This is a genomic window from Streptomyces sp. SAS_270, from assembly GCF_052543295.1.
Window position 1 is genome coordinate 1 of sequence record NZ_JBMNDS010000118.1, and the last position, 25,222, is coordinate 25,222.

Below are 25,222 nucleotides of genomic sequence, written 5' to 3' on the forward strand. Positions count from 1 at the left end.
TCCGGCTGCCGGGATGCCCGGTCCGCCGGTCGCGTCCGGTCCGTCCGGGGCGTCGGTACCGGGGCAGGGCGGCGGACACCTCGTCCGCGTCGACTGAACTGCTCCCTCGTCGAGCACGGACGCATCGAGCACGGACGCATCGAGCGCGGACGCATCGAGCGCGGACTCGGCGACCGCGGCACGGCGCCCTGCCTTCGGGGCTCGTCTGCGGGTCCAGGCCGCCAGGGTGCCCCTCTTTTTCAAGACGGCCTGCCGGCGACGGGCACGCGAACCGGGCCGTCATGCGCCCATGCCCTGGAAAGCCGTCCTGGGCGTCCAGTTGGTTCAGGGCTGAGCGCCTCAATCCAGTTCCGAGCCCCGCGAGGCGGGAGTATCCAAGGGACTCGTGACAGCTACGTGAGAGAAGACGCGCTGCAGAGTCCCCGCCGCAACGCCGGGAATTTCTCCGCTGGCTTCTTCGAGGACATCGCCCCGTACAACATCCGCACCACCATCGTGGAGCCCGGCTAATTCCGCACCGAGCTGCTCGTGGACGCCTCCACCGCCTGGCCCGAGCCGGCCGTCGACGACTACGCCGAGCGCACCATCGCCACGGTCGCAGCCTGGAAGAGCATCAACGGACAGTAGCCCGGCGACCCCGCCAAGCTCGCCCACGCCCTGCCGGCCATCGTCGACCAGTACCAGCCGCCGCTGCGCTTCGTTGCCGGCGCCGACGCCATCGGAGGCGTCACGGTCTAGGCCATCAGCGCCCGGGACGGCAAAGCGGGGGCGAGGGCGATGATGCCCGTCACCACTCCGGGCTCGACCGTGGCTGCGTGCAAGCCGGGCAACCAGGCCTGCGTACCAGGGATTTGCAGCCCCGTATTTCTCATCTGCCCTTTCCCGCCCCATTGTGTTGATCCTTGTGCGGCCCTACTGTTCGACTTTGCCTGAGTCTGTTTGGTGCTGATCGTTCGGGTCGTATGGAGGGCCGCAGTGCGGGGTAATCGGATCAGTTCAGAAGTTACGAGGCCCAGTCGGGGGAGACGGTGGAGGGCGGTCCTCGCGACCGCCGCGACCATCGCCCTGGCCGCGGGCCTGAGCGCGCCCGCCGCGGAGGCGCGGGACGTCGGCGCGCAGGCGCCCACCGCCGCGCAAGCCGACGGTGCGCCGGCGCACACGGTGAGTATCGACGGCTACTCGTTCCTCGTCGACGGCAAGCGGACCTACCTGTGGTCCGGCGAGTTCCACTACTTCCGGCTCCCGAGCCCGGACCTGTGGCGCGACATCTTCCAGAAGATGAAGGCTGCCGGGTTCAACTCCACGTCGCTGTACTTCGACTGGGGATACCACTCGCCGAAGCCGGGCGTGTACGACTTCAGTGGCGTGCGTGACGCCGACAAGGTGCTCGACATGGCGGAGGAGGCAGGCCTTTACGTCATCGCTCGCCCGGCGCCGTACATCAACGCGGAGGTCGACAGCGGGGGCCTGCCCGGCTGGCTGACCACCAAGGCGGGGAACAACCGCAGTGACGATCCGCGGTTCCTGAAGTACGCGGACGAATGGCTGACCCAGATCGACCGGATCATCGCCCGCCACCAACTGACCAACGGCACCGGCTCCGTCATCGCCTACCAGGTCGAGAACGAGTACTACAAGGGCTCGGCCGCCGGCCACTCCTACATGAAACACCTGAAGGACAAGGCCCGCGCCGACGGCATCACGGTCCCGCTGACGGGCAACAACAACGGCACCTTCAACTCCGGTACCGGCGCCCTGGATGTCGACGGCCCCGACTCCTATCCGCAGGGCTTCGACTGCTCGAACCCCTCGAAGTGGAACGGCGTTCCGGACATCAGCTACGACCACCCCGCCGGCAAGCCGCTGTACACGCCGGAGTTCCAGGGCGGCGCCTTCGACCCCTGGGGCGGGCCGGGCTACGACAAGTGCGCCGAGCTGATCAACGACCGGTTCGCCAACGTGTTCTACAAGCAGAACATAGCCGTCGGCGCCACCGCGCAGAGCTTCTACATGACCTACGGCGGCACCAACTGGGGCTGGCTGGGCATGCCGCAGAACTACACGTCCTACGACTACGGCGCCGCGATCCGCGAGAACCGCCAGCTCGACCCGAAGTACGACGAGGACAAGCTGATCGGGTACTTCACCCAGTCGGTCGCACCCCTGACCAAGACCGACACGATCAGGGCCACACCGCCGGACAACTCCGCTGTCGTCGACACCGCCCGGATGAACCCCGACGCCAAGACGCAGTTCCACGTCCTGCGGCACGGCAACTCCACGTCCACCGCGGTCGACAAGGCCCACATCGCGCTGGACTTCAACGCCCAGCCCTCCGCCGACACCACGTACACCTGGGACGACCCCGACTCGGCGCTGCAGTACACCGGTTCGTGGTCGCACGTGGCCGACCAGAGCTACACCGGCGGCGACTACAAGCACACCGAGTCCTTCTCCAACAAGGCCGGTGACTCGGTGACCGTCCCCTTCGACGGCACCGCGATCCGCTGGATCGGCTCGAAGACCAACAACCACGGCAAGGCCGACGTCTACCTCGACGGCACCAAGGTCGCGACAGTCGACGACTCCGGCAGCGAGAACCAGGCAGTGGTCTTCCAGAAGACCGGCCTGCCGGACGGAGCCCACACCCTGAAGATCGTCGTCGACGGCAGCCACAGCTCGGGCTCCACCGACAACTACGTGGCCATCGACGCCATCGACGTGCCGACGGGGACCGCCGCCACGGAGCCGACCTACCCGGTCGTGCCCCAGCAGCCGGGCACCGCGATCACGCTCGACGGACGCGACTCACACGTCATCGTGGCCAACTACCGGCTCGGCGACTCGCAGTTGCAGTACTCGACCTCGGAGATCATGACCAACGCGACCATCGGTGACCGGGACGTCGCGGTCCTCTACGGCGATGCGGGCAGCGACGGCGAGACCGTGCTGCGCTACGCCTCCAAGCCGACCGTGACCTCCAGCGGCGGCCCGGTCACGACAACCTGGGACGCGAGCACCGGCGACCTTCGGCTGAACTACACGCACAAGGACCTGATCCGCGTCAGCATCACCGGCGGCGGACAGCGCCCGCTCGAACTGCTCCTCGGCGACAAGGCCACGGCCAAGACCTTCTGGCGTCAGGACACAGCGGCCGGCCCCGTCCTCGTGCGCGGCAGCCACCTGCTGCGGACGGCGACCAGCCTGAACAGCGGCCGCACCCTGGCACTCACCGGCGACAACGCCGACGACAAGAACGTCGAGGTGTTCACCTCCGCCGACCACATCACCTGGAACGGCCGGACCGTCGCCACCCGGGCCGGCGGCACGGGGAGCCTCACCGGGAAGATCCCCACGGCAGCCCCGATACACCTGCCGGCACTCACCAACTGGAAGCAGAGCGAGGAGTCGCCCGAAGCGGCCCCCGGCTTCGACGACACCAGCTGGCAGGTGGCCGACAAGACGACCACCAACAGCGTCTCCGGCGTCAACACGCCACCGGTGCTCTACGCGGACGACTACGACTTCCACACCGGCAACACGTGGTATCGCGGCCGCTTCCACACCACCGGCAAGGAGACCGGCATCCACCTGGTCTCGGACTCCGGCGGAGGGGCGCAGGCGTTCTCCGCCTGGCTCAACGGCACCTTCCTGGGCAGCTCCACCACCGGCAAGGCCGACTTCGCCTTCCCGGCCGATGCGCTCAAGTCCAAGGGTGACAACGTCATTTCCGTGCTCACCGTGAACATGGGGCACGAGGAGGACTACAACTCGACCAACGGCAACAAGGCAGCGCGCGGCCTGACCAGCGCATCCCTCGCCGGAGCACCGCTGACCGCCGTCACCTGGCGGCTGCAGGGCGTACGCGGCGGCGAGGACCTGCAGGACACGGTGCGCGGGCCGCTCTCGACGGGCGGCCTGTACGGAGAGCGGGCCGGCTGGTCCCTGCCCGGTTACCCGGACAGCAAGTGGAAGAAGACGTCCCTTCCGACGACCGACACCCGGCCCGGAGTCTCCTGGTACCGCTCCGACGTCGCCCTGGACCTGCCGCACGGCCAGGACACGTCGCTCGGGCTGACGTTCACCGACGACCCGTCACGCAAGTACCGGGCCACGATCTTCGTGAACGGCTGGCAGGTCGGCAACTACGTCAACTACCTCGGGCCGCAGCACACGTTCCCGGTGCCGAACGGGATCCTGAACCCGAACGGCCGTAACAGCATCGCCATCGCCGTATGGAACCTGGACGGCAGCACCGGCGGCCTCGGCAAGGTGTCGCTCACCAACTACGGCAGCTACGCCTCGTCCCTGCACGTCACGCAGAACGACAGTCCGCGCTACGACGCCCGCAAGTACGCGATGCCGAAGCGGCCGGGCGCGGACGTCACCCTTGACGTGCCCGACACCGTCCAGTCGGGACGGGCCTTCACGGCCGAGGCGACGGTGCGGGTGCCGAAGGACAAGTCGTCCGCCTCCCAGGTGACGGCCTCCTTCTCCGCGCCCGACGGCTGGGACGTGAGCGCCCCGAGCCCCGAGTCCGTCAAGCGCGTACAACCCGGCCGGTCGGCCACCTTCACCTGGAAGGTCCAGCCGCCGACGGGGGAGCTGCCGTCGGCCTCGGCACTGACCGCGACAGTCCACTACCTGCAGAACGGACGGCAGGCCACAGGCACGGACGAGCGCATCGTCGGCGAGATTCCGCCTGCTCCACCGGCCGGGAAGAACGCAGTGAGCGACCTGCCGTTCTTCTCGTCCACCAACGGGTGGGGTCCGGTCGAGCGTGACTCCAGCGTCGGCGAGCAGGCAGCCGGCGACGGCCGTCCGATCAGCATCGCCAGCGCGAAATACGCCAAGGGCCTGGGCACCAACGCGGACAGCGACATCCAGCTATATCTCGCGGGGAAATGCTCGCGGTTGACGGCCGAGGTCGGTGTGGACGACGAGACCGGCGGCTCGGGAACAGTGACGTTCTCGGTGACGGCCGACGGCAAGACATTGGTGACCACGCCGACGATCCACGGCAAACAAGCTGCCGTGCCGATCGACGTGGACGTCAGCGGCGCCCAGGTGATCGACCTCAAGGTCGGCGACGGCGGCGACGGCAACGGCAGCGATCACGGTGACTGGGGGCTGCCCACGCTGACGTGTGGGTAGTGCCTGGCGCGCAAGCCCGGCTTTGACGGCGAGGGCGACGATGACCACTCCGTGGGAGCGGTCATCGTGGTTCCTCGCCGTCGCTGTGGGGGTGCCGGCTGCGCCCTCTCCGAAGCGGCTGACCCCGGGCGCTCGCCGAAGGCCCGGTCGACGCCGGGACGGCGAAGAATCTGGTGTGCGGGGCCGACGGAACCGGGTAACGTCGTGGTCATGTTCTTCCAGACGCCGATTTACGAGTGAGAGCGTGATGGGCCCCTGCTGACGTCCTTCGACGTCGCCGCGCCCATCCCCCACCGATGAATCCGTAGATCACTTCACATCATTCCGGGAGAACCCGTGAGCAAGAACATCAACAACCCCGTGGGCATGGGCGGCGGCCAGCGCAAGAAGCTGTCCCGCACCGAACGGCAGAACAACGGTCCGCACCGCAACCTCGACCGCCAGGGTGCTGCCGACCAGAAGGCGGAGTTGGTGCGCAAGATGCGCGAGAAGGCAGGAGCAGCCGAGGGCGCCGGGCAGACGAGCGACGACGCCGCACAGAGCTGAAGTACCCGCCGCCGCAGGGCGGCACCGCATGGGGCAGGGCCCGGACCGTGACGCGCGGTCCGGGCCCTGCTGCCGTACCGGGCGCGGCCGGTCCCGGTCAGCTCTCGGTCGAGCCCCCGCGTCTCAGCCGACTACTTGGGGCAGCCGCAAGATTCAGCAGCCCCGTCACCGCCACCACCCGAGCTGCACCAGCAGCATCACCACCAGCGCCCTTCCCCGCGCCCAGCGCGGCGACACTGTCAGGAAGAGCGCGCAGGCGCTGCCCCCGTACCCCGATGTGCGCCGAATGTCAGTCGGTCATGCTGCCCATCTTCCAGACGGTCATGGACTTGACGACGCTGCCGTCGCCGATGAGTCGCAGGCCGAGGGAGTCCTGCCGGAATGGGTAGGCGCGGGTGGTGATCGACTTGTGTGAGTTCGCGTATGTCTCGATCACCGAGCGGTCGACGAACACGTCCAGTGTCAGAGTGCCGTTCGAGAGTGTCAGCGGCCCCTTCTGTATACCGAGGTTCTGCTCGGCGCTGGAGTTGTTTCCGGACCGCGTTCGGTCCACTCCCAGTTGTCCGGCGGGCGCGTCGTAGAACAGGCGTGTTCGTTCTTCATCTCCCGGGCTGCGCAGCACGTCGAGACCGAAGGTGTCTGCGCTGCCGCGCTCGAGTGTCAGCTTGACATGGAGCATGGACAGTTCGATGGGGAGGCCGACACGACGCTGAGGGCCGTTCTTGGTCGTTCTTCTCTTCATGGCTGACTCCTGGACGGAAGGGCAGGGTCTCGCCGTGCCAAATCGGTTTAACCGCGTGACTCGGCATCGTTCACGCGCCGTCTCGGCTAAAGCAAGGGCTAACACGAAGCGATTTACCGTGGCGTTATCTAAAAATCAGACATATCAGCACAAGAGGTGGCCGCTGCGCGTTCGATGTGTCCAGGGTGTTGACGTCGGGCGCGAAGCGCATCACTCTCGTCGCAACCTTGCTAATCCGATTTAACAACGGAGCTGAGCCGCTGATGCCTGAACGCCGCGTGACGATGGCCGACGTTGCCCGCAGGGCGGGTGTCTCGCCGACGACCGCGTCGTTCGCCTTGTCCGGCCGCACAGACATGCGCATTTCCGCCGCTTCCCGGGAACGCGTGCTGGAGGCCGCCCGGGAGCTGGGGTACCGCCCCAACGTCACCGCGCGCAGCCTGCGGACGAAGTCGACCCAGACCATCGGGTTCGTGTCGGACCGGATCACCACGACACCGTTCGCGGGCGACGTGATCCGCGGTGCGATGGAGGCCGCCCGGGAACGGGACAACCTGCTGTTCATCACGGAAGCGGGTGGTGACCGCGCCGCCGAGTCGTCCCTGGTCCATGCCCTGCTGGACCGCCAGGTCGACGCGGTGATCTACGCGTCCATGTTCACCCGGTACGTGACACCGCCCAAGGAACTGTTCGGGCGCCGGGTGGTCCTGCTGAACTGCCTGGCCGACTTCGACGCGCCGTCCGTCATCCCGGACGAACTCGAGGCCGGCCGGGACGCGGCACGTGCGCTGCTCGGCGCCGGCCATACCGAGGGAATCTGGGCGATCGGCGGCCACCAGGCCGTCCCGGCCACGCCCGAGGGGATCATCGCCGGCAACGAGCGCATGCGCGGGCTGCAGGAGGTCCTGCGGAAAGGCGGCGCCCGCCTGGACGGTGTCATCGAGTGCAACTGGGACACGCCAGACGGCTACCGGGAGGTTTCGGCGCTGCTCGCGGCGGGCCACCGTCCCCGCGCGCTGGTGTGCCTGAACGACCGGATCTCCTTCGGCGCCTACCAGGCGCTCGGCGAGGCAGGTCTGTCGGTGCCCGGCGATGTGTCGGTGGTCTCCTTCGACGATCAGGACATCGCGTCCGTCCTGCGCCCGGCGCTCACCACGCTGAAGCTGCCGCACTACCAACTCGGCCGCCTTGCAGTGGAGTTGATCCTCGGCGAGGGCCCGCTCGAAGCCGCCGTACACCGTGTGCCCATGCCGCTTCAGGAGCGTGCCTCCATCGGCGCGCCCGCCGGGAGCTGATGTCCGGCACCCATAGACGGGTTGTCCCGCCGCCCGGAGCGGAGAACTCCCGGGCGGCGCGACGACCACCAAGAACAGCGACCGTCGCAACCGGTCGCCAAGGCGGGTCCGGTAAGACCCGTCTCAGTGAGATGGAGGAACCTCGTGGTGTTCAGAACCAGGCGCCTCGCTGGTGCGAGTGTAGCCGCCCTGGCGGCGACCGCGCTGGTCGCCGGATGTGCGACCGGAAGCGGCGGCAGCTCGTCAGGAGCCAGCGGCAACACGATCACCTTGTGGACGCACAACGCCGGCAACTCGGCCGAGCTGGACGTCGTCAAGAAGATCATCAAGGATTTCAACGGCTCCCAGGGCAAGTACAAGGTCAAGCTCCAGGCGTTCCCGCAGAGCGACTACAACAACTCCGTCGTGGCCGCCGCCTCGGCCCGCAAGCTGCCCTGCCTGCTCGACGTGGACGGCCCCAACGTGGCGAACTGGGCCTGGGGCGGCTATCTGTCCCCGATCGACGTCTCCGGCAGCGAGGTGCCCTTGTCCGACCAGCTGGCCAGCACCGTCGGCCGCTACCAGCACAAGGTCTACGGGTTCGGTTTCTACGACGTCGCCCTGACCTTCTTCGCCCGCAAGTCGGTGCTGAACAAGTACGACATCCGCGTCCCGACCATCAACAAGCCCTGGACGAAGGCCGAGTTCGACTCCGCCCTCGCCAAGCTGAAGAAGAGCGGGAAGTTCGCCTACCCGCTGGAGACGGGTACCGGCGGCACCGGCGAGTGGTGGCCCTACGCCTACTCCCCGCAGCTGCAGAGCTTCGGCGGCGACCTGATCAACCGCGACGGTTACAAGACCGCCTCCGGCACCCTCGACGGCAGGAGCTCCGTGGAGTGGGCCACCTGGTTCCGCTCGCTGGTGACCAAGGGCTACATGGCGAAGAAGTCCGGAGCCGACCCCAGCAAGGACTTCCTGGCCGGCAAGAGCGCCATCCAGTGGGACGGCAGCTGGAACGCGGCCAAGAACGCCGAGAAGCTCGGTGACGACCTGGCGATCATCCCGCCGGTCGACTTCGGCAACGGGCCCAAGATCGGCGGCGCCTCCTGGCAATGGGCCATGAGTTCCACCTGCTCCAACAAGGCCGGTGCGCAGGCGTGGCTGAAGTTCTCCCGCCAGACGAAGTACTTCGTCGACTACGCCAAGGCCACCGGCACCATCCCGGCCATCGAGGCCGCCGCCAAGCAGGTCGACGGCTACCAGCCGGGCGGGAAGTTCAACGAACTCGTCCAATTCGCCCGCAAGTTCGCGGTAGTGCGCCCGGCCACCCCCGCCTACCCGTACATCTCCACAGAGTTCCAGAAGGCGGCCCAGGACATCCTGGCCGGCGCCGACCCCAAGAACGCGCTGGGCCAGGCCGCGAAGGACATCGACAACAACCTGAAGACGAACAACAACTACTCAGGCTGACCCGCCCCGCCCCGCCCCGCCCCGGTCCGGTTCGGGCCCGACCGCGCTCTCCCTGCGCGCCCGAACCGGACCGGCCTCCCCTGGAGCTACCGTGACCACCATGATCGCGGCCCTCGGCCGGCTGCGTCCGGTCCGGCGAACCCGAACGACCAACGCCCGTCGCCGTGAGAGCCTCACCGCCCTCGGCATGGCCAGCCCGGCCGTCGTGCTGCTGATCGTCTTCCTCGTCGTACCGGTCGCCCTCGCCTTCGCCCTGGCGTTCACCGACGCGAGGCTCATCTCGCCCACCCCGGCCCGCTTCGTGGGCCTGAGGAACTTCACCCAGCTCTTCGAAGACCCGGTTTTCTACAAGTCCCTGCGCAACACGGCGTACTTCGCTGCCGTCGTCGTCCCGCTCCAGGCCGGGCTCGCTCTGGTGCTGGCGCTGCTGGTCAACGGGAAGGTGCGCGGCGTCAACTTCTTCCGCACCGTCTACTTCCTGCCGGTCGTCACCTCGATGGTCGTCGTGTCCCTGCTGTGGACCTTCCTCTACCGCCAGGACGGCCTGGTCAACCACGTCATCTCGACCCTCACCCTCGGACATGTCCATGGCCCGGACTGGCTGGGCGACCCTGCCACCGCCATGCCCGCCATCATCCTGATGTCAGTGTGGCAGGGCGTCGGCTTCCACATGGTCATCTGGCTGGCCGGCCTGCAGACCATCCCCGCCGAGCTGTACGAGGCCGCCGACCTCGACGGAGCCACCCGCTGGCACCGCTTCCGCCATGTCACCTGGCCGGGCCTACGAGCCACCCGCACGTTCGTGCTCGTCACCATCACCATCGCGGCGTTCAGCCTCTTCACCCAGATCAGGGTGATGACGCAAGGCGGCCCGCTCGACTCCACCACCACCGTCGTCTACCAGGCGGTGCGCACCGGCTACGACCAGCAGCAGACCGCGTACGCATCGGCGATCTCCCTGGTCTTCTTCGTGCTCGTGCTGGCCGTGTCCCTCGTCCAGCGTTTCCTGACCCGGGAGAAGGACTGACATGACCTCCCTCCTCAAGCACCTCGGCGGTCACGCAGGTCGTGTCCTCCTCGCTCTGGTCTTCGCGCTGCCCCTGCTGTTCATGCTGGTCTCGTCGTTCAAGTCGGACGACCAGATCTTCGGTGACCTCGGCTCCCTACGCGCCTTCCTGCCAGTGGGCGCCCTGTCGCTGGACAACTACACGGGCGTGTTCGACCGCGTCCCGGCGGCACGGTTCCTGCTGAACTCCGTGCTGATCTCCACGATCACCGTCGTGGTCGGCATCATCGTCAACAGCCTCGCCGCGTTCGCCCTGTCCCGGCCGCAAGCTCGTCCTGACCGCCGTCATCGCCACCCTCATCGTGCCGTTCGAGACCTTCGCGCTGCCGCTGGTGTGGTGGGTCAACCAGCTGCCGCTGCTCCGCGTCAACGGCTTCCAGCTGGAGTGGACCACCGGCTGGATGGACACCTACCAGGTGCAGATCGTGCCATTCGTCGCCAACGCCTTCTCGATCTTCTTCTTCCACCAGTACTTCCAGAGCATCCCCAGGGAACTCGACGAGGCTGCCATCGTGGAGGGCGCCGGATGGTTCACCATCTACCGCCGCATCGTCATGCCCCTGTCCGGGCCGGCGGTCGCCACCGTGGCCATCCTGACCTTCCTGCCCGCCTGGAACTCCTACCTGTGGCCGCTGATGGTCGTGCAGAGCGAGGAGCTGCGGCCGGTGATGGTGGGCATCTCCTACTTCTTCCAACTGAACGTGGGCTGAGGCCAGATCATGGCCTACTCCTCCATGATCACCGTGCCGGTCCTCGCCCTCTTCGTGGTGTTCCAGCGGTCGTTCGTCAACAGCATCGCCTCGACCGGCGTCAAGGGCTGACCCCGCACTTCGCCGACTTCCTCTCACTGAAAGGACCTCTGCGTGTCCGTCATGCCCGCAGATTCCCACCTGCCCGTCGCGCACCTGCGCCCGCCCCGCAACTGGATCAACGACCCCAACGGGCTGGTCTTCCACGACGGTCACTACCACGTGTTCTTCCAGTACAACCCGTACGGGCCGCAGCACGCGAACATGCACTGGGGCCACTTCCGCAGCCCCGACCTGCTGACCTGGGAGGAACTCCCGCTCGCGCTGACCCCCACACCGGGCGGCGAGGACGCCGATGGCTGCTTCTCGGGCAACGCCGTCTCCGACGGCGATCGCCTGGTCGCCTTCTACTCCGCGTTCCGTACCGACCGCTGGGCGCAGCCGGTCACCACCGCCGAGTCCCGGGACAACGGTGTCACCTGGGCACCGCGCGGCAGCCTGCTGATCCCCGATCCTCCTGTCGGCGCCACCATGTACCGCGACCCGTACGTGTGGCGCGAGGCCGGTCGCTGGCGCATGCTGGTCGGCTCCGCGCAGGCCGACGGCCGGGCCGCGGCACTGCTGTACGAGTCCGCCGACCTCGAACAGTGGGAGTACCAGGGGCCGTTCCTGACCCGGGCCCCGCACCTGGTGGCACCGGGCGCCGACACAGGGCTGGGCTGGGAGTGCCCCCAGTACCTGCACGCTGACGGACGCGGCGCGCTGATAGTCAGCGCCTGGGACCCGGAGCAGGGACCGCGCCGGACCGTGGTCTATGCCGGCCGCGAACAGGACGGCCGCTTCCTCGCCGGCACACCCGTGCTGCTCGACCACGGCCCCGACTTCTACGCCCCGGCGCTGCTGCCCGCCCCCGACGGCCGGTGGCTGCTGTGGGGCTGGTCGTGGGAGGCCCGCGACCCGGAGTGGGCGCGTGAGGCCGGCTGGGCCGGGCTGCTGACCCTGCCGCGTGAGGTGACACTCGGCGAAGACGGCTCTGTAGGCCAGCGACCGGCCAGGGAACTCCTCTCGCTGCGTGACGGACGCGCCGTGACGTCTTCCGGCGAGACCTCCGGAACCGCTGTACTGGGGACGGTGAGCGCGAGCTTCGATCTGACGGCCCGCCTTGAACTCCGCGCCACGGGGACGGCAGGGGGACTACGGCTGGTGACCTCTGCCGATGGCACCGAATACCTCGACATCAGGATCGACTCCGCCACCGGCGAGCTCGTCGTCGACCGGGGGCATGCCTCACTCGACCCGCGCGCACACGGCGGCACCTACCGCGTCCCCTGCCCCGAGGCGAAGACGGCGTCCGGTGCCCCGATCGAACTGCGCCTGGTGGTGGACTGTTCCGTTGCCGAGCTGTACCTGCCGTCGGGCCGGACACTGACCTTGCGGTTCTATCCCACCGGGGGCGGCCCCTGGCGGATCGAAGCCCGCGCCTTTGGGGAGGGCCACCTCGGTTACACGGTCGGGGCCTGGAATGTGCGGTCGTACACCATGCGATGCGTGGCAGACGCGAGCGCCCAGTCCGCACTTACGTAGATCGTCTCGTGCCCTCTCAAACCTGTCGTAACACCCTCTCAGGAGTGTGACGAGCGCCGGATCGACACCGAGACAGCGCAGACGTTCGCCCTTCTGGCCGGCTGGGCCGCGAGCCTTGGCTCCGAGCACCAGCGGGACGGCGCCACGAACGTGCAGCCCCGCCCTGTCTACGGCGAGGTGGCCAGGTGCGGGGAGCGGAGTACGAGCAGTGTGATCTCGCTCGGGGCGAAAACACGGAACGGTGGGCCCCAGAAGCCGGTGCCGCGGCTGGTGTAGAGGAGGGTGCGGGTGCCGTGGTGCGTGAGGCCGGCGAGGGCGGGCTGGTCCAGGCGGACCAGGTGGTGGAAGGGCCAGATCTGGCCGCCGTGGGTGTGGCCGGAGAGTTGGAGGTCGATACCGGCGGCTGCCGCCCGGTCGACGAACTTGGGCTGGTGTGCCAGGAGCAGGACGGGCAGGTCGGGGTCTGCGCCGTTCAAGGCTCCGGCGAGGTGGGCGCGGTGGCCTGCCAGACCGGAGGACTCGGCGGTGACGTCATCCACACCGGCGACCACGAGGGTGTCGCCTCCGCGTTCGAGCAGCAGATGCCGGTTGCGCAGCGGCTCCCAGCCCAGCTCGTCCATCAGGTCGACCCAGCCCTGGGCCTCGCTGTAGTACTCGTGGTTGCCGGTGACGTATACACGGGCCCGGGTGGCCTGCACGCTGCCGAGTGGGACGGCCTGGGCGCGGCGGCGTTCGGCCGTGCCGTCCGCGATGTCGCCGGTGTGGCAGACCAGGTCGGCTTCCAGAGTGTTCACCGTCTCGCACACCCGTGCCGACCAGCGAGTGCGATCGAGTGGGCCGTAGTGGGTGTCGGTGATGAGGACGACGCGGGTGCCGTCCAACCCGGCACCCAGCCGTGGGAGTTGCACGTCGAGTCGGCGTACGCGTGGCACGCGGCGGGCCTCGGCGTACCCCCACCCGAGCAGTGCGGCGGTTACGCCGAGGACGGCCCAGGTGACGATTCGGGCCCGGTCCTGGCTCTCGCCGACGCCGGCCACGGTCAGGGTGAGCCGCAGGAAGACGCCGAGCAGAACGGACCAGGTGAACAGAACCCAGCTGCTGCCCAGCAGGGTGTCACCGACGATCGCCGCCCGGTCCTGCTGGCGTCGGCCGTGGCCGCGCCCCATCGCGAGCGGCATCCCGATGAGGCCGAGGGTGAACAGGGCGGTGCCGGTCAGCGTGACGGGCAGCGGCCAGTGCTGGCCGCTGTGCAGGAGCACCCAGCAGGGCACGGCCCACAGCAGGACGGGGGCGATCAGGGGGATGTAGCGCATTATGCGGTGCAGTCGGCTCTGCCGTGGCGCTCGCGCTTCACCGTCGGCGGGTCGGACGTTGTTGGTGGCGGTCACGTTTCCCCTCCCTGACCAGGCTGCCGTCTCGCGCACTGTATCCGGTGGCCCTCGGGCCGGCCGGACCTGCCCTTGCGGGCGATGCGCACACCAATGCCCTTGCCTCGTAACCATTTCCGCAGGTACGGACCAATGAGCGATCACCATGTAGGGGGCCGTCCTAATCCGGTGTTCGAAATGCTGTGTGCCTCCTACAGTGAAGCCCAATGACACTCCTACATGTTCATGATCATGGGGGCGATGGCCCTCAACTGGTTCTGTTGCACGGATACTCGCGGTCGCTGACCGACTGGGATGCCTCGGCCGCCCTGCTCACCGCCGGGCACCGTGTCCTCGCCGTCGACCTTCCCGGGCACGGCCGCTCTCCCGGTATCTCCCCCTGGACCATCCCTGCCGTGGTGCAGGACGTCGCGGAAACACTTGATGCGCATGGCGTGCCGGAGGCCGTTGTGGTGGGCCACTCACTCGGCGGAGTGGTCGCGGTCGAGTACGCCCGGGCGAACCCGGACCGTGCCCGTGCCGCGGTGAATCTCGACGGCTTCTGGTGGGGACGCGAGTACCCCGGTGCCGAACGGGTGAGTGAGGGGCTGCTGGCATCGGCCGGGACCATCGCGCCACCCGAGTACATCGAGGAGCGGGTCATCACCGCCGGGCGGTTCGGGATTCCCGCCGATCGTGCGGAGGCGGCTGCCCGTGGGGCCGTCCGCCCGTTGTCCGACGGCAAGTGGCAGACGCTGCCGGAACGGACGGAGGCGCTGGAGATCTTCGACGAACTCCACAAGGTCTTCGCGCGCGGTGTCACCGGATGGCTGGACGGGGTCGACGGCCCACTCCTGCTCGTACAGGCCGACCGCCAGCTGCCGCCTGCGCCTGGCATGGAGTGGTTCAGCGAATTCAGCGCCCGGTTCGCACAGGAGGTCTCCGAGGAGCTGACCGCGCTCTCCTCCGCCCGGCCGACGGTCAGCGTCAACCGGATCGACGCCACCCACCTCATGACCCTGGAGACACCGGAAGCGGTGTCGACGCAGGTCGCCGAGTTCGTTCGAGACCTGCCGGCCTGACTCTTCTCGCGGATCTCGGAACCCGCGCGGAGTCTGAACTACGGTCCGCTCGAAGACGATGCAGGCGATACGGCCCCTCGGCGGAGCATTCCACGCCGAGGGGCTCTCGGCGCTCCCTGCGGCGCGCAGGCCCCGCACTTCACCCGCGTTCGCTGCCCTATGAACGATTCCCGGCTCCGCTCATCGGGCGAACCAGGAGCAACCAATGGTTGCGTGTGCGGCAGGAGTGGCCTACAGTTATGTGCAACCAAAGGTTGCAAGAGGTCGGAGGAGTGCGATGGAGTACGGCAGCATCGAGCGGGAGATCCGTGTCGAGGCCACGCCCGAGGTGGTCTACGCGGTCATCAGCACGCCCGAACATCTGCGGGAATGGTGGCCGGACGAGGCGGAGTTCAAGCCGGTGCCGGGCGCTACCGGGTCCATCTCGTTCGGCGAGAGGTCCGCGCCGGACGTGAAGGTCGTACCGCTCACGGTGATGGAGGCCGACCCGCCCCGGCGGTTCTCCTTCCGGTGGGTGTACGAGGAGGGGGAGGCCGCGACGTCGGCCAACTCGCTCCTGGTGACCTTCGACCTGGTCCCCTCGGGCGCGGGCACGCTGCTGCGCTTTACCGAGACGGGATTCCGTGAGAACGGCTGGGAGGCGGCCGTGCTGGAGGAGCAGTACCGCGATCACGTCAACGGCTGGGACCACTTCCTGCCCCGTCTCGTCACCTACGTCGCTCGGCTGGTGTCCGCGCGATGAGCGTCGCCATCGACGACGACCTCTGGTCGGCGGTGGGGGATCCCATCCGGCGGCGGATGCTCGACCTGCTGCTGACGGACGGCGGCGGTACGGCGACCACGCTCAGTCAGCGGCTGCCGGTCACGCGGCAGGCCGTCGCCAAACATCTTGGCGTACTCGACCGAGTGGGTCTGGTCCATGCCACGCCCTCCGGACGCGAGCGCCTGTACGAGGTGGACGAGGCCCAGCTCGCCCGTGCCGTCGCGCAGCTGTCGTCGGTCGGGGCCACCTGGGACGCGCGGCTGCATCGCATCAAGCGGATCGCCGAGGCGATCCAGCGGAGTCAGGAGGGCTGATCCCTCACGAAAGAACGTGGCCACATATGTGGTGGCAGAGCGCATGACCGCGTCCGAATGCGGGCGTCCATACGGAAAGAGGTATCGAGATGCTGGACATTCTGCACAGGATCGGAATCACGTCGTCTCCGGACAAGGTCTACGCGGCCTTGACCACGGTCGATGGGCTGGCGAGCTGGTGGACGGAGGAAACGGAAGGCGACGCCGAAGTCGGGGGAGTAATCCGCTTCCGCTTCGAGGCCGGCGGGTTCGACATGAAGGTTTTGGAGGTGCAGCCCGCCCAGCGTGTGCTCTGGGAGGTCGTCGGCGGTCCCGAGGAATGGATCGGTACTCACGTCAGCTTCGATCTCAAGCAGGAGGACGGCTTCACGATCGTGCTGTTCCGGCACGAGGGCTGGAAGGAGCCGGTGGAGTTCATGTACCACTGCAGCACCAAGTGGGCGACCTTCCTGATGAGCCTCAAGAACCTGCTCGAAACCGGCAAGGGTGAGCCGGCGCCGCACGACGTCAAGATCAGCAACTGGCACTAGCCGCCGATCCTCGGCGGTAGCCACGGGTCAGGTTGTCCGCCGAATCCGCGTTGTATCCGTTGCGCCGCCGCACGTCTGAGCCGTCGCCTTCAGGCGACGGCTCAGACGTGCGACGCGTTGCGGCGGAGCTTCGTTGCCAACCGCGGCTGTCGTGGTGGGTCGGCGTTTTGAGGGCGATCACTTCTCGCCAAGCCTTCTCGTACCCGCCGCCGTGGCAGGCCCGGCGGCAATGCGGGAGGTCACGTTAGGTGATCAACCTCGGAGGTGGCTGTCCAGTCGGCACCACTCTGAGTAAGAGATTCCGTTTCATCCGTACGCCCCTCGGCTCGACGGCATAAATGCAATGTCGGGCGATGCTTTCGGCCATCCGGTGATCGCATGCTTGTGCGAGGATCTTTGAAGATGAAACTCTCTTGATCGAAGGGAAACGGGTGGGGAACGCGAGGCAATTCGATGCTGCGCTTCCAAACGGGGTCGGGGGTAAGGCTTGATGCGCGTCGCGCCATGGGTGCTGTCGGCGAATGGGTCAGTGGAAGAAGGTATGCGCGATCGACGATTCCCTGCCTGCCCGGCAATGGGTCGATGAACGTGCAGAACGGTGTGTTCGCCAGTACCTGACGGAGCGGAAGAAGCGCAGCGGCAGGCGCCTTGAAGGCGTGGCTCCCGTTGCCCGTTCAGTGGCCGGATTTCATTCGCCCTCGCCCACGTCATCCGTCTTGTCCCGCTCCGCCCTCAAACCCCGTGACACAACCCCAGACTCCGGGCGGCCCACGCCCGGGGGCCTCGCAAGGGGCCGTATGGAAGGAGTACACGATGGAGATCCAGGAGCAGCACAGCGAGGAGCCGTCGGTTCGGCAGAGCTACGAACCGCCCGCCCTGACGGCCGTCGGGGAGTTCTCCGAGGACACGCTCGGCTTCGGCAACGACCACTCCGACTTCCTGGGCAAGCAGGGTTGGTGACGAGCCGGCCGACTCGGACGGAGTGACATGAGCACCGGGTTCGTCGTCCTGCCCGACGGTTGCCCCACCGACCCCACGTGGCTCTACGAGTCACCGCACGTCATCACCCACCCCTCGGGAACGCCCTGGGTGGTGGGCCGGTGGGCGGCAGACGAAATGGTTCAGGTCCAGGCGGGCTCGGTACGTGTGGTGGTGATCGGACACTGCCCGGTCACCACTGCACAGCTCACCTCGTTGGCCGGACGCGTGCGGGCACTGTCCGATGCGGCAGCGTTGGCCCGGCAACTACCGGGCAGCTGCCACGTATTGGTCGCCTCTCCGGAGGGCGCCGGCGTCCGGGGCACCATCACCGGTCTGCGGCAGGTTTTCCACACCCGCGTCGACGGTCACCCCATCGCGTCGGACCGCCCCGACACCCTGGCGCTGCTGACGGGCGCGGGCGTGGACGAAGGAGTACTCGCGGCACGGTTGGCGACCGGCGGCCTGCTCCCGGCTCCGCTCGGCACCGCAAGCCTCTGGTCCGGGATCTCCGCGGTACCCGAAGACCACTGCCTGCTCATGACGGAAGGCCGCGCGCGGGAAGTCCTCTGGTGGCAGCCCCCAGAACCCGAACTCCCGCTGGAGGAAGGCGCGTCGGCGGTACGCGCCGCGCTGGAGGAGGCCGTACGCTGCCGCACACTCGGTCGGGGCCGGCTGAGCGCCGACCTGTCCGGAGGCATGGACTCCACCGCCCTGTGCTTCCTCGGCGCTCGGAGCACTCCCGGACTGCTCACCTTCCGGTGGGCCGAGGCGGACGCGGGCAACGACGACACGGTCTTCGCGGAACACTCGGCGACCCTGCTGGAGCAGGCCACCCACGTGGTCGTGGGCCAGCACCAACTGCCCGCCGTGTTCACGCACCCGGGGGACCTGGCGGACACCGAACAGCCCTACCTCTTCACCCGGACCCTGGCCCGCATGAGACACACGGCCGGCCTCCTGGCCGAGCGCGGTTCACAGGTGCACCTGGCCGGGCACGGCGCGGACGAACTGTTCGGCAGGCTCCCCGGCTACCTGCACCGAATGCTGCGCCGCCGCCCCAGGCTCGCGGTGCGTCACCTGCGCGGCTACCGGGCCCTCGACCGCTGGCCCCTGAGTGGGGCCCTCGCGCAGCTCGCCCGGACGGGTTCGGTGGCCGACTGGTGGCGTGACCAGGCCGACTCCCTCACCGAACCGGCCCCGCCCCGTCGGCACCCGCCGCTGGGCTGGGGCCTGATGCCGCTGCGCGCTCCCGCCTGGGTGACCGACGCCGCGGTCGACGCGGCCAGGTCGGAGCTGCGACGCACCGCCGACGGCGCCCGCCCCTTCGCCGCCGATCGCGGCCAGCACCAGGTCCTGGTGGCCCTGCGGGCGACCGCACCGGCGTACCGGCAGTTCAGCCGCCTCTTCGAGAAGGCGGGAATCCGGCTTCACCAGCCCTACCTCGACGACCGCGTCGTGGAGGCCGCGATGGCCGTACGCCTCCACGAGCGCTCCACGCCTTGGGCGTACAAGCCTCTGCTGGCCGCGGCGATGCAGGACGTCCTGCCCGATCGCGTCCGCGTCAGAACCACCAAGGGCGCCTTCGACGAGGACATGCGCATCGGGCTCAGCCGCAGCCTCGACGAACTCCTCGAACTCTTCGCCGACTCGGAACTTGCCAGGGCCGGCCTGATCTCGACAGACGCGGTCCGCTCCCGACTGCTCGCCCCGCAGGCCGACCTGAGCAGGAACTTCGCCGTGGAACAACTCCTCGGCTGCGAAACCTGGTTCCGTGCCGCACGCCGCCTCGTCCGCACCGAAAGGCAGCCCAACCGACCGTGAGTGCCACCTATGCCCTCAACCCGAAGGTATCCCTCGCCGAAACGGACGACGGAGCCGTACTCCTCCACGAACGCACCGGCCGCTACTGGCAGTTGAACGCCACAGGGCTACTGGTCCTGCGCAGCCTCACCAGCGGCGACAGCCCCGAACAGGCAGCACAAACGCTTGCCTCCCGGCACACTCTTCCCGCGTCCCGCGCACGCGACGACGTTGCGGCCCTACTGGCTTCCCTGCGCTCGGCGGACCTGCTGCGGGAGGGCCGGTGAGCGTACCTGTGGCGCTGACCCCTCGCGACCGACTTCCTCTCCACCGCCGCCTGGTTCCCCTTGTGGCGGTGGCCGTCGCGTGGATCCTCAGCAGGCTCTCCCCGGCCAGGCTGCGCGCCGTGCTGGAGTTCGCCCGCCGCGGTGCGACCCCGGCCTGCGTGGAAGAAGCCGAGGCGGCACGGACAGCCGTGGTCGCGGTCAGCCTGCGCTGCGCAGGGCAGGCATGCCTGCAGCGCTCGGTGGCCACCACCCTGCTGTGTCGAGCGCGCGGCACCTGGCCCACCTGGTGCACGGGCGTCCGCACGAATCCCTTCTCCGCTCACGCCTGGATCGAAGCCGAAGGCGTCCCCGTCGGAGAGTCGCACCCTCCTGGCCACTACCGCACCCTCCTGACAGTCGCACCTGTCGAGGCCACGCGACCGAAGCAGCGGTAGCGAGACGTACTGGGTGAGTATCTCGAGTCCTTGTATCGACGCATCTCTATGTTGACGCCTCTCGATTCAAGGTGCAAGCTTGCATCAATGAACGTCAATGCAAGCCGTTCAGGGGCACCGCCAAGCCCCGCCACTCGGGAGTGAGCCATGAGCGAGCAGCCGGCCGACCTGCGCGAAACCGTCCGTCGACGCTACGCCGCCGCAGCTGTGCAGGTCACCGAGGGCGGTAGCGCCTGTTGCGGGCCGCAGCCGGTGGAGGTCGACGAGAACTTCGGATCCACCCTCTACGCCGCCGACGAACGCGAGGTCCTCCCTGCCGAAGCGGTGGCCGCCTCCCTCGGCTGCGGCAACCCCACCGCCGTCGCCGAACTGCGCCAGGGCGAACGCGTCCTCGACCTCGGCTCCGGCGGCGGCATCGATGTCCTGCTCTCCGCCCGGCGCGTCGGCCCCACCGGCAAGGCCTACGGGCTGGACATGACCGACGAGATGCTCGAACTCGCCCTGGCCAACGCCGAGAAGGCCGGCGCGACGAACGTCGAGTTCCTCAAGGGCACCATGGAGGCGATCCCACTGCCGCCTCGCACCATCGACGTCGTGATCTCCAACTGCGTGATCAACCTGTCCACCGACAAGCCGGCCGTCTTCACCGAGGCCTTCCGCGTCCTGAAGCCCGGCGGCCGCATCGGAGTCTCCGACGTCGTCGCCGACGACAGCCTCACTCCAGACCAGCGGGCCGAACGCGGCGACTACGTCGGCTGCATCGCAGGCGCCCTGTCATTCGCCGAGTACCGGGCCGGACTCGCAACCGCCGGCTTCGCGGACGTCGAGATCATCCCGACCCATGCTGTCGCGGACGGCATGCACTCCGCCATCATTCGCGCCACCAGGCCGCTGACCAGCACCGACGCGCCCCTCGAAGCGGCGCAGTCCGCCGACGAGTGCTGCGGGGTCAACGCCTGCTGCACCTCCGGCGAGACCTCCGCCGACCCCGCTCTGACGGTCACCGAGGCGAAGACGGCGTCCGGGTGCGGCTGCCAGAGCTGACATCAGCTCGGACGGGAAGCTCCGGGTCGGGGTCAGAGAGGCCGCCGCAGGTCCGTCGCGTCCCGCCTGAACGCCCACTTCAATTCCGGTTCCATCGTGCATTGGAAGAGGCGGCGTACGGGCGGTGTGCACAGCACGGTCACGACCGCGCCGGCGGCAAGCGTGACGGCGATCGCGCCGACCGGGCCGTGGACCCAGCCGTGGTCGTACCAGTGCCCGAAGTTCGCGCCCTGGACGACGAATCCGTGCAGCAGGTAGCCGTACAGAGTGCCGGCACCCAGCACGGTGAACCACATCCTGCGCCGGGGCACCCAGGCGAGGAAACAGGCGACCAGGACCATCGAGCAGCCGAAAAGCACCAGCGTCATCACGGGCCCGTACCAACCGGGCGCGGCGAGTTCCTCGGCGCTGTCACGGTGGAAGAACCAGGCGTCGTTCATACGGGGAACCGCCCAGTACGCCATGGCGAGGGCGCCGAGAAAGACAGGCACGGACAGCGCGCGTACCTCGGAGCGACGTACGAGCTGGAAATGCTCCGGCCTGAGGCACAGGCCGACCACGAAATAGGGCAGGAACTGCAGCACGCGCTGGAGGTCCAGGACGTTGCCGATGGACGGTGACAGGGTGGCCAGCATCGCCACCGCGAGCGCGAGGACCAACGGCCTGCGCACGAGCCTCCACAGCGGCGTGGTCAGCCGCCAGATGAACAGCGCCGCAAGGAACCAGGTCAGATACAACGGGTCCAGCAGGCTGATCGGGCGGTCGGGCGTGCGGTCGGTCCACCGTGTGAAGAGGGTGTACGCCACCTCGAAGACCACGTAGGGGACGGCAACCCCGGTCACGAGACGTTTGATCTGCCGCGGGCTCGCGTCGAAGCCGCGCGAGAAGTAACCGGAGATGACGATGAACGCCGGCATGTGGAAGGCGTAGACGACCATGTACAGCGCGGCGACGCTCCTGCTGCCACCGCGCAGCGGCTCCCACGCATGTCCCATTGCCACGAGCACGATCGCCAAGTACTTGGCGTTGTCGAAGAAGGCGTCCCGCTGCTTTGCCCCCTCGGGCGCGGAGCGGGCCGGGTGCGTCGCCGGGTGCGCTGCCACGCCGTCTGCGGGCGTCTGCGGGGGTGCCGTCCCACGCTGCTGTGCGGGCCGCATGGTGCCGCTCACCGCGCCCTCCATAGGCAGGACGCGGGGCATATGGATGCGCAGGCGCATGTGCGTGGTGCGGCAGGTGTAGCTGCGGCAGGTGCAGCTGTGGTGCGGCAGTGGGACATCTTTCCCGCCTCACCAGTTCCGGACTGCTTAAACGGGTCCTGGCGCCGCTGTCGTACGGCTCACGCCCGGCGAGCGCCGATCGACGGAGAGAGCAGCCGCCCGGAGGGGGATGGGGGCGGAGATGCGAGAGGCAGGCGTACGCGGTCGGTGCCCGCCCAACGGGAACGCTTGGTCGATGGGCGGGCGAAAGGGCCTACGGCCAGGTTCCGTCAGACGTTGACGCCGAAGTCGGAGGCGATACCGGCGAGACCGGAGGCGTAACCCTGGCCAACAGCACGGAACTTCCATTCGGCGCCGTTGCGGTAGAGCTCGCCGAAGACCATCGCGGTCTCGGTCGACGCGTCTTCGGACAGGTCGTAGCGGGCGATCTCCTGGCCACCGGCCTGGTTCACCACGCGGATGAAGGCGTTGCGGACCTGGCCGAAGCTCTGTCCGCGGTTCGCGGCGTCGTGAATGGAGACCGGGAAGACGATTTTGTCGATCTCGGCGGGCACCGCCGCGAGATTCACCTTGACGCTCTCGTCGTCGCCCTCGCCCTCACCGGTGAGGTTGTCTCCGGTGTGCTCGACCGAACCGTCCGGGCTCTTCAGGTTGTTGTAGAAGATGAAGTGCTGGTCGGACAGGACCTTGCCCGACGCGTCGAGCAGCAGCGCGGAGGCATCGAGGTCGTAGTCGGTACCCGTCGTGGTCCGTACGTCCCAGCCCAGGCCGATCAGGACCGCGCTCAGGCCCGGCACCTCCTTGCTGAGCGAGACATTGCCGCCTTTGGACAGGGAAACTCCCACGCTGCTCTCCTCATCGAAAATCCATCCGAAACGAGCTCGCCGCGCGAACCCGTACGGGAAATCTACGACACTGTAGAAGATTCGGAAGGGTGTTCGGCGTGGCCGTCGTTCCCGGGGCAGCCTGTCGCGTGTCCGGTCAAGCGGTTGTTCGGCCGCGGGAGTTGTCCGATGGTCGGCGGCAGCCGGTCACAAGGAGGGCTCGCACCCGTCTTCTACGATCCTGTGGACGCCCAGTGGTTGGAGGTGCGGCGCGCGTCGCGTGCACGGAGTGGGGCATCGGCGGGCGTCTCTACGATGGACTTCTCGTGAAGTGTCGGCCGGCAGAAGGGAGACAGCGCGTGACGGGCCATGGACAGCGTCCCCCGCGCCGGGGACAGGGCCAGTTGGAATCGCTGGTCCTGTCGGCGCTGCGCGAGGCGGATGGTCCGGCGACCGCGGGCCGGGTGCAGCAACACCTCGGCGGTGACCTCGCCTATACGACCGTGATCACGATCCTGACCCGGCTGTTGACCAAGGGTGCGGTGACCCGGGAGCGCGCGGGCAGGTCCTTCGTCTGGACGCCGGTGTCGGACCAAGCGGGACTCGCCGCGCACAGGATGCGCAAGCTGCTCGACGGCGAAAGCGACCGCAACGCGGTGCTGGCCAGCTTTGTCACTTCCCTCGAACCGGACGACGAGCGCCTCGTGCGGGAACTGCTCGGGCGCCCCGGGGTGGAGCGCACGGACTGACACCTCACGGGCATCGCGTGTCCGACACCGGTTTGGACTTTGAAGTTCGCGAAGCTCTGCCCGGCCCCGCCCGGAGCGCGCCGAAGCCGGCCCGGCGGCCGAACCGCGGAGCAAGATGCCGGGCCGTTGCCTCAGCGGGCACCGGCCCGGCAGGGTACGGCTGTTGATCCGCTGTCGGTCAGAGGTCGAACTCGTGCGGCGGCAGGTCGAGAGTGAAGCAAGCCTCGCGCACGATGGCCTGCTCGGTCTTGTCGAAGTCACCGTCGGCGCCGCCGATGACGATGCCGATCTGGATGACCGCGCGCGCCTCGGCGGGCTTCTTCTTCGCCTTGGCGATCTCCTGGAGGACGCTGACCTTGCCGAGGGCGAAGTCGGCCGTCAGCTTGTTCAGGTTGTCGTCGAAGCGGCGCTGCAGGTCGGCGGCGTCGAAGTTCTGCAGGACCTCATTGGTGGCGATGAGCTGGGCCACGCGCTGCCGCTCGGACGGGTCGATCGACCCGTCCGCCGCTGCGACGAGCGCGCACATCGCCATGCTCGCGTCACGGAAGGCCCCACTCTTGAGGTCGTTCTTCTTCGCCACGAGCTGGGTCTGCATCGTCGACGCGGACTCCTTGATGCGGTCCCACAGGGCCATGAGAACTCCATACGTTCGGTGGAGGGCCGGAGCGCCACGTCGGCGGTCCGATGCCGGTCCATTTCTACAGCAACGTAAAAACTAGTGACCGGTCGGATAAGTTCCGGCCGCGCCTGGCTTCAGGGGCTCCACCAAGTTGGGTCGGCTCATGGGGGTGTGGGTTCGGCCAGTTGGGGTGGCGTGGGGGTCGGGGCAGGACGGGATAGAGTCGGCTCCTTTTATGGTGATTTGGGGTAATGAGTGGTTGGGGGTGAGGGTGGGGCGGGTCTTGACGGGATGGGGACTGGTGTGCGGTCGGCAAGGGGCTGGCTCACCGGGGGTGCGGGGCGAGTATCGAGGGGCGGTGTGAGGTGGAGGGCAGGCGGAATCAGGGGTTCGGTTGGAGGAGGTGTCGAGGAGCTCTGGAGGGCGCCAATTCCTTGGTGGAGATGGGCAGTTGGAGGTCTGCTTGAGGGTGGGTCGAAGGAGGCGTTGGTGGGGGGTGGGCGGGGCTAGCGTGTTGGGGTGGCGCAGGTTTTTGGCCATGGAAGGGAACGTGCGAGGGCTCGACGACTGTTTGGGGGATGGTGTGAGGATTCAGGTTCTGGGTCCGTTGAGTGCCGAGGTCAACG

Annotated in this window: 22 protein-coding genes; 17 read left to right on the forward strand and 5 right to left on the reverse strand. The window is 68.2% G+C overall.

Translation table 11 applies throughout. From position 1 onward, the window contains the following. Positions 1-975 precede the first annotated feature (975 nt). Positions 976-5,154 carry a beta-galactosidase gene (locus tag ACN6LB_RS42725; RefSeq protein WP_445030596.1) on the forward strand — a complete coding sequence of 1,393 codons (4,179 nt, stop codon included), beginning with the start codon at positions 976-978 and terminating at the stop codon, positions 5,152-5,154. 336 nt (positions 5,155-5,490) lie between these two features. Further along, positions 5,491-5,700 carry a DUF6243 family protein gene (locus ACN6LB_RS42730; RefSeq protein ID WP_445030597.1) on the forward strand — a complete coding sequence of 70 codons (210 nt, stop codon included), beginning with the start codon at positions 5,491-5,493 and terminating at the stop codon, positions 5,698-5,700. Between the two features lie 289 nt (positions 5,701-5,989). On the opposite strand, the gene ACN6LB_RS42735 is transcribed toward ACN6LB_RS42730, so the two are convergent. Then, a complete protein-coding gene (locus tag ACN6LB_RS42735; RefSeq protein WP_445030598.1) occupies positions 5,990-6,442 on the reverse strand; it encodes a GH32 C-terminal domain-containing protein in 453 nt (150 codons plus the stop codon). Between the two features lie 263 nt (positions 6,443-6,705). On the opposite strand from ACN6LB_RS42735, the gene ACN6LB_RS42740 reads away from it, so the two are divergent. From ACN6LB_RS42740 to ACN6LB_RS42760, 5 genes are all read left to right on the forward strand, one after another. Further along, on the forward strand, positions 6,706-7,737 hold the full coding sequence (locus ACN6LB_RS42740) for a LacI family DNA-binding transcriptional regulator (RefSeq protein WP_445030599.1): 1,032 nt from the start codon (positions 6,706-6,708) through the stop codon (positions 7,735-7,737). A gap of 147 nt (positions 7,738-7,884) precedes the next feature. Next, positions 7,885-9,186 (forward strand): extracellular solute-binding protein, encoded by a 1,302-nt coding sequence (locus ACN6LB_RS42745; RefSeq protein WP_445030600.1) that lies wholly within the window; start codon positions 7,885-7,887, stop codon positions 9,184-9,186. Positions 9,187-9,286: 100 nt separating this feature from the next. Further along, positions 9,287-10,213 carry a carbohydrate ABC transporter permease gene (locus ACN6LB_RS42750; protein ID WP_445030613.1) on the forward strand — a complete coding sequence of 309 codons (927 nt, stop codon included), beginning with the start codon at positions 9,287-9,289 and terminating at the stop codon, positions 10,211-10,213. A gap of 341 nt (positions 10,214-10,554) precedes the next feature. Then, positions 10,555-10,962, forward strand: coding sequence for a carbohydrate ABC transporter permease (locus tag ACN6LB_RS42755; RefSeq protein ID WP_445030601.1), 408 nt, complete (start codon positions 10,555-10,557; stop codon positions 10,960-10,962). Positions 10,963-11,124: 162 nt separating this feature from the next. After that, on the forward strand, positions 11,125-12,585 hold the full coding sequence (locus ACN6LB_RS42760) for a glycoside hydrolase family 32 protein (RefSeq protein ID WP_445030602.1): 1,461 nt from the start codon (positions 11,125-11,127) through the stop codon (positions 12,583-12,585). A gap of 167 nt (positions 12,586-12,752) precedes the next feature. Here ACN6LB_RS42760 and ACN6LB_RS42765 read toward each other — a convergent pair whose 3' ends face one another. After that, positions 12,753-13,973 carry a metallophosphoesterase gene (locus ACN6LB_RS42765; protein ID WP_445030603.1) on the reverse strand — a complete coding sequence of 407 codons (1,221 nt, stop codon included), beginning with the start codon at positions 13,971-13,973 and terminating at the stop codon, positions 12,753-12,755. A 260-nt stretch (positions 13,974-14,233) separates the two neighbouring features. On the opposite strand from ACN6LB_RS42765, the gene ACN6LB_RS42770 reads away from it, so the two are divergent. The 9 genes from ACN6LB_RS42770 (at position 14,234) to arsM (ending at position 21,187) form a co-directional block, all read left to right on the forward strand. Then, the gene (locus tag ACN6LB_RS42770; protein WP_445030604.1) at positions 14,234-15,034 is read left to right on the forward strand and encodes an alpha/beta fold hydrolase; all 801 of its coding nucleotides are present in this window, start codon (positions 14,234-14,236) and stop codon (positions 15,032-15,034) included. A 277-nt stretch (positions 15,035-15,311) separates the two neighbouring features. Beyond that, positions 15,312-15,776, forward strand: coding sequence for an SRPBCC family protein (locus ACN6LB_RS42775; RefSeq protein WP_445030605.1), 465 nt, complete (start codon positions 15,312-15,314; stop codon positions 15,774-15,776). Then, on the forward strand, positions 15,773-16,111 hold the full coding sequence (locus ACN6LB_RS42780; RefSeq protein ID WP_356146121.1) for an ArsR/SmtB family transcription factor: 339 nt from the start codon (positions 15,773-15,775) through the stop codon (positions 16,109-16,111). The genes ACN6LB_RS42775 and ACN6LB_RS42780 overlap by 4 nt, the downstream gene beginning before the upstream one ends. Positions 16,112-16,200: 89 nt before the next feature. After that, positions 16,201-16,641, forward strand: a complete 441-nt coding sequence (locus ACN6LB_RS42785) for an SRPBCC family protein (RefSeq protein WP_445030606.1) — start codon at positions 16,201-16,203, stop codon at positions 16,639-16,641. Positions 16,642-17,454: 813 nt separating this feature from the next. Beyond that, positions 17,455-17,601 carry a lasso RiPP family leader peptide-containing protein gene (locus ACN6LB_RS42790; RefSeq protein WP_445030607.1) on the forward strand — a complete coding sequence of 49 codons (147 nt, stop codon included), beginning with the start codon at positions 17,455-17,457 and terminating at the stop codon, positions 17,599-17,601. Between the two features lie 27 nt (positions 17,602-17,628). Further along, entirely contained in the window at positions 17,629-19,443 is a 1,815-nt protein-coding gene (locus ACN6LB_RS42795) for an asparagine synthase-related protein (RefSeq protein ID WP_445030608.1), read from the forward strand. Continuing rightward, complete coding sequence (locus ACN6LB_RS42800) at positions 19,440-19,709, forward strand: lasso peptide biosynthesis PqqD family chaperone (protein WP_445030609.1); 270 nt, start codon at positions 19,440-19,442, stop codon at positions 19,707-19,709. The genes ACN6LB_RS42795 and ACN6LB_RS42800 overlap by 4 nt, the downstream gene beginning before the upstream one ends. Then, entirely contained in the window at positions 19,706-20,143 is a 438-nt protein-coding gene (locus ACN6LB_RS42805) for a lasso peptide biosynthesis B2 protein (RefSeq protein WP_445030610.1), read from the forward strand. The genes ACN6LB_RS42800 and ACN6LB_RS42805 overlap by 4 nt, the downstream gene beginning before the upstream one ends. Before the next feature lie 147 nt (positions 20,144-20,290). Beyond that, positions 20,291-21,187 carry an arsenite methyltransferase gene (arsM, locus tag ACN6LB_RS42810; RefSeq protein WP_445030611.1) on the forward strand — a complete coding sequence of 299 codons (897 nt, stop codon included), beginning with the start codon at positions 20,291-20,293 and terminating at the stop codon, positions 21,185-21,187. A 32-nt stretch (positions 21,188-21,219) separates the two neighbouring features. On the opposite strand, the gene ACN6LB_RS42815 is transcribed toward arsM, so the two are convergent. Together ACN6LB_RS42815 and ACN6LB_RS42820 are read right to left on the reverse strand one after the other, a co-directional pair. Next, on the reverse strand, positions 21,220-22,344 hold the full coding sequence (locus tag ACN6LB_RS42815; RefSeq protein WP_445030614.1) for an acyltransferase family protein: 1,125 nt from the start codon (positions 22,342-22,344) through the stop codon (positions 21,220-21,222). 329 nt (positions 22,345-22,673) lie between these two features. After that, entirely contained in the window at positions 22,674-23,249 is a 576-nt protein-coding gene (locus tag ACN6LB_RS42820; protein ID WP_356148691.1) for a TerD family protein, read from the reverse strand. A 338-nt stretch (positions 23,250-23,587) separates the two neighbouring features. Between ACN6LB_RS42820 and ACN6LB_RS42825 the strand changes: the two genes are divergently transcribed. Beyond that, positions 23,588-23,977 (forward strand): BlaI/MecI/CopY family transcriptional regulator, encoded by a 390-nt coding sequence (locus ACN6LB_RS42825; protein WP_445030612.1) that lies wholly within the window; start codon positions 23,588-23,590, stop codon positions 23,975-23,977. A 178-nt stretch (positions 23,978-24,155) separates the two neighbouring features. On the opposite strand, the gene ACN6LB_RS42830 is transcribed toward ACN6LB_RS42825, so the two are convergent. Then, entirely contained in the window at positions 24,156-24,611 is a 456-nt protein-coding gene (locus tag ACN6LB_RS42830) for a tellurite resistance TerB family protein (RefSeq protein ID WP_356148683.1), read from the reverse strand. Positions 24,612-25,222: the final 611 nt, after the last annotated feature.

What these genes read in the sequence shown, in the direction of transcription:
- ACN6LB_RS42780 (WP_356146121.1), top strand. Translation starts at nt 15,773, where the DNA reads ATGAGCGTCGCCATCGACGACGACCTCTGGTCGGCGGTGGGGGATCCC.
- ACN6LB_RS42795 (WP_445030608.1), top strand. Translation starts at nt 17,629, where the DNA reads ATGAGCACCGGGTTCGTCGTCCTGCCCGACGGTTGCCCCACCGACCCC.
- ACN6LB_RS42790 (WP_445030607.1), top strand. Translation starts at nt 17,455, where the DNA reads ATGGAGATCCAGGAGCAGCACAGCGAGGAGCCGTCGGTTCGGCAGAGC.
- ACN6LB_RS42785 (WP_445030606.1), top strand. Translation starts at nt 16,201, where the DNA reads ATGCTGGACATTCTGCACAGGATCGGAATCACGTCGTCTCCGGACAAG.
- arsM (WP_445030611.1), top strand. Translation starts at nt 20,291, where the DNA reads ATGAGCGAGCAGCCGGCCGACCTGCGCGAAACCGTCCGTCGACGCTAC.
- ACN6LB_RS42760 (WP_445030602.1), top strand. Translation starts at nt 11,125, where the DNA reads ATGCCCGCAGATTCCCACCTGCCCGTCGCGCACCTGCGCCCGCCCCGC.
- ACN6LB_RS42815 (WP_445030614.1), bottom strand. Translation starts at nt 22,344, where the DNA reads ATGCGGCCCGCACAGCAGCGTGGGACGGCACCCCCGCAGACGCCCGCA.
- ACN6LB_RS42735 (WP_445030598.1), bottom strand. Translation starts at nt 6,442, where the DNA reads ATGAAGAGAAGAACGACCAAGAACGGCCCTCAGCGTCGTGTCGGCCTC.
- ACN6LB_RS42740 (WP_445030599.1), top strand. Translation starts at nt 6,706, where the DNA reads ATGCCTGAACGCCGCGTGACGATGGCCGACGTTGCCCGCAGGGCGGGT.
- ACN6LB_RS42750 (WP_445030613.1), top strand. Translation starts at nt 9,287, where the DNA reads ATGATCGCGGCCCTCGGCCGGCTGCGTCCGGTCCGGCGAACCCGAACG.
- ACN6LB_RS42830 (WP_356148683.1), bottom strand. Translation starts at nt 24,611, where the DNA reads ATGGCCCTGTGGGACCGCATCAAGGAGTCCGCGTCGACGATGCAGACC.
- ACN6LB_RS42775 (WP_445030605.1), top strand. Translation starts at nt 15,312, where the DNA reads ATGGAGTACGGCAGCATCGAGCGGGAGATCCGTGTCGAGGCCACGCCC.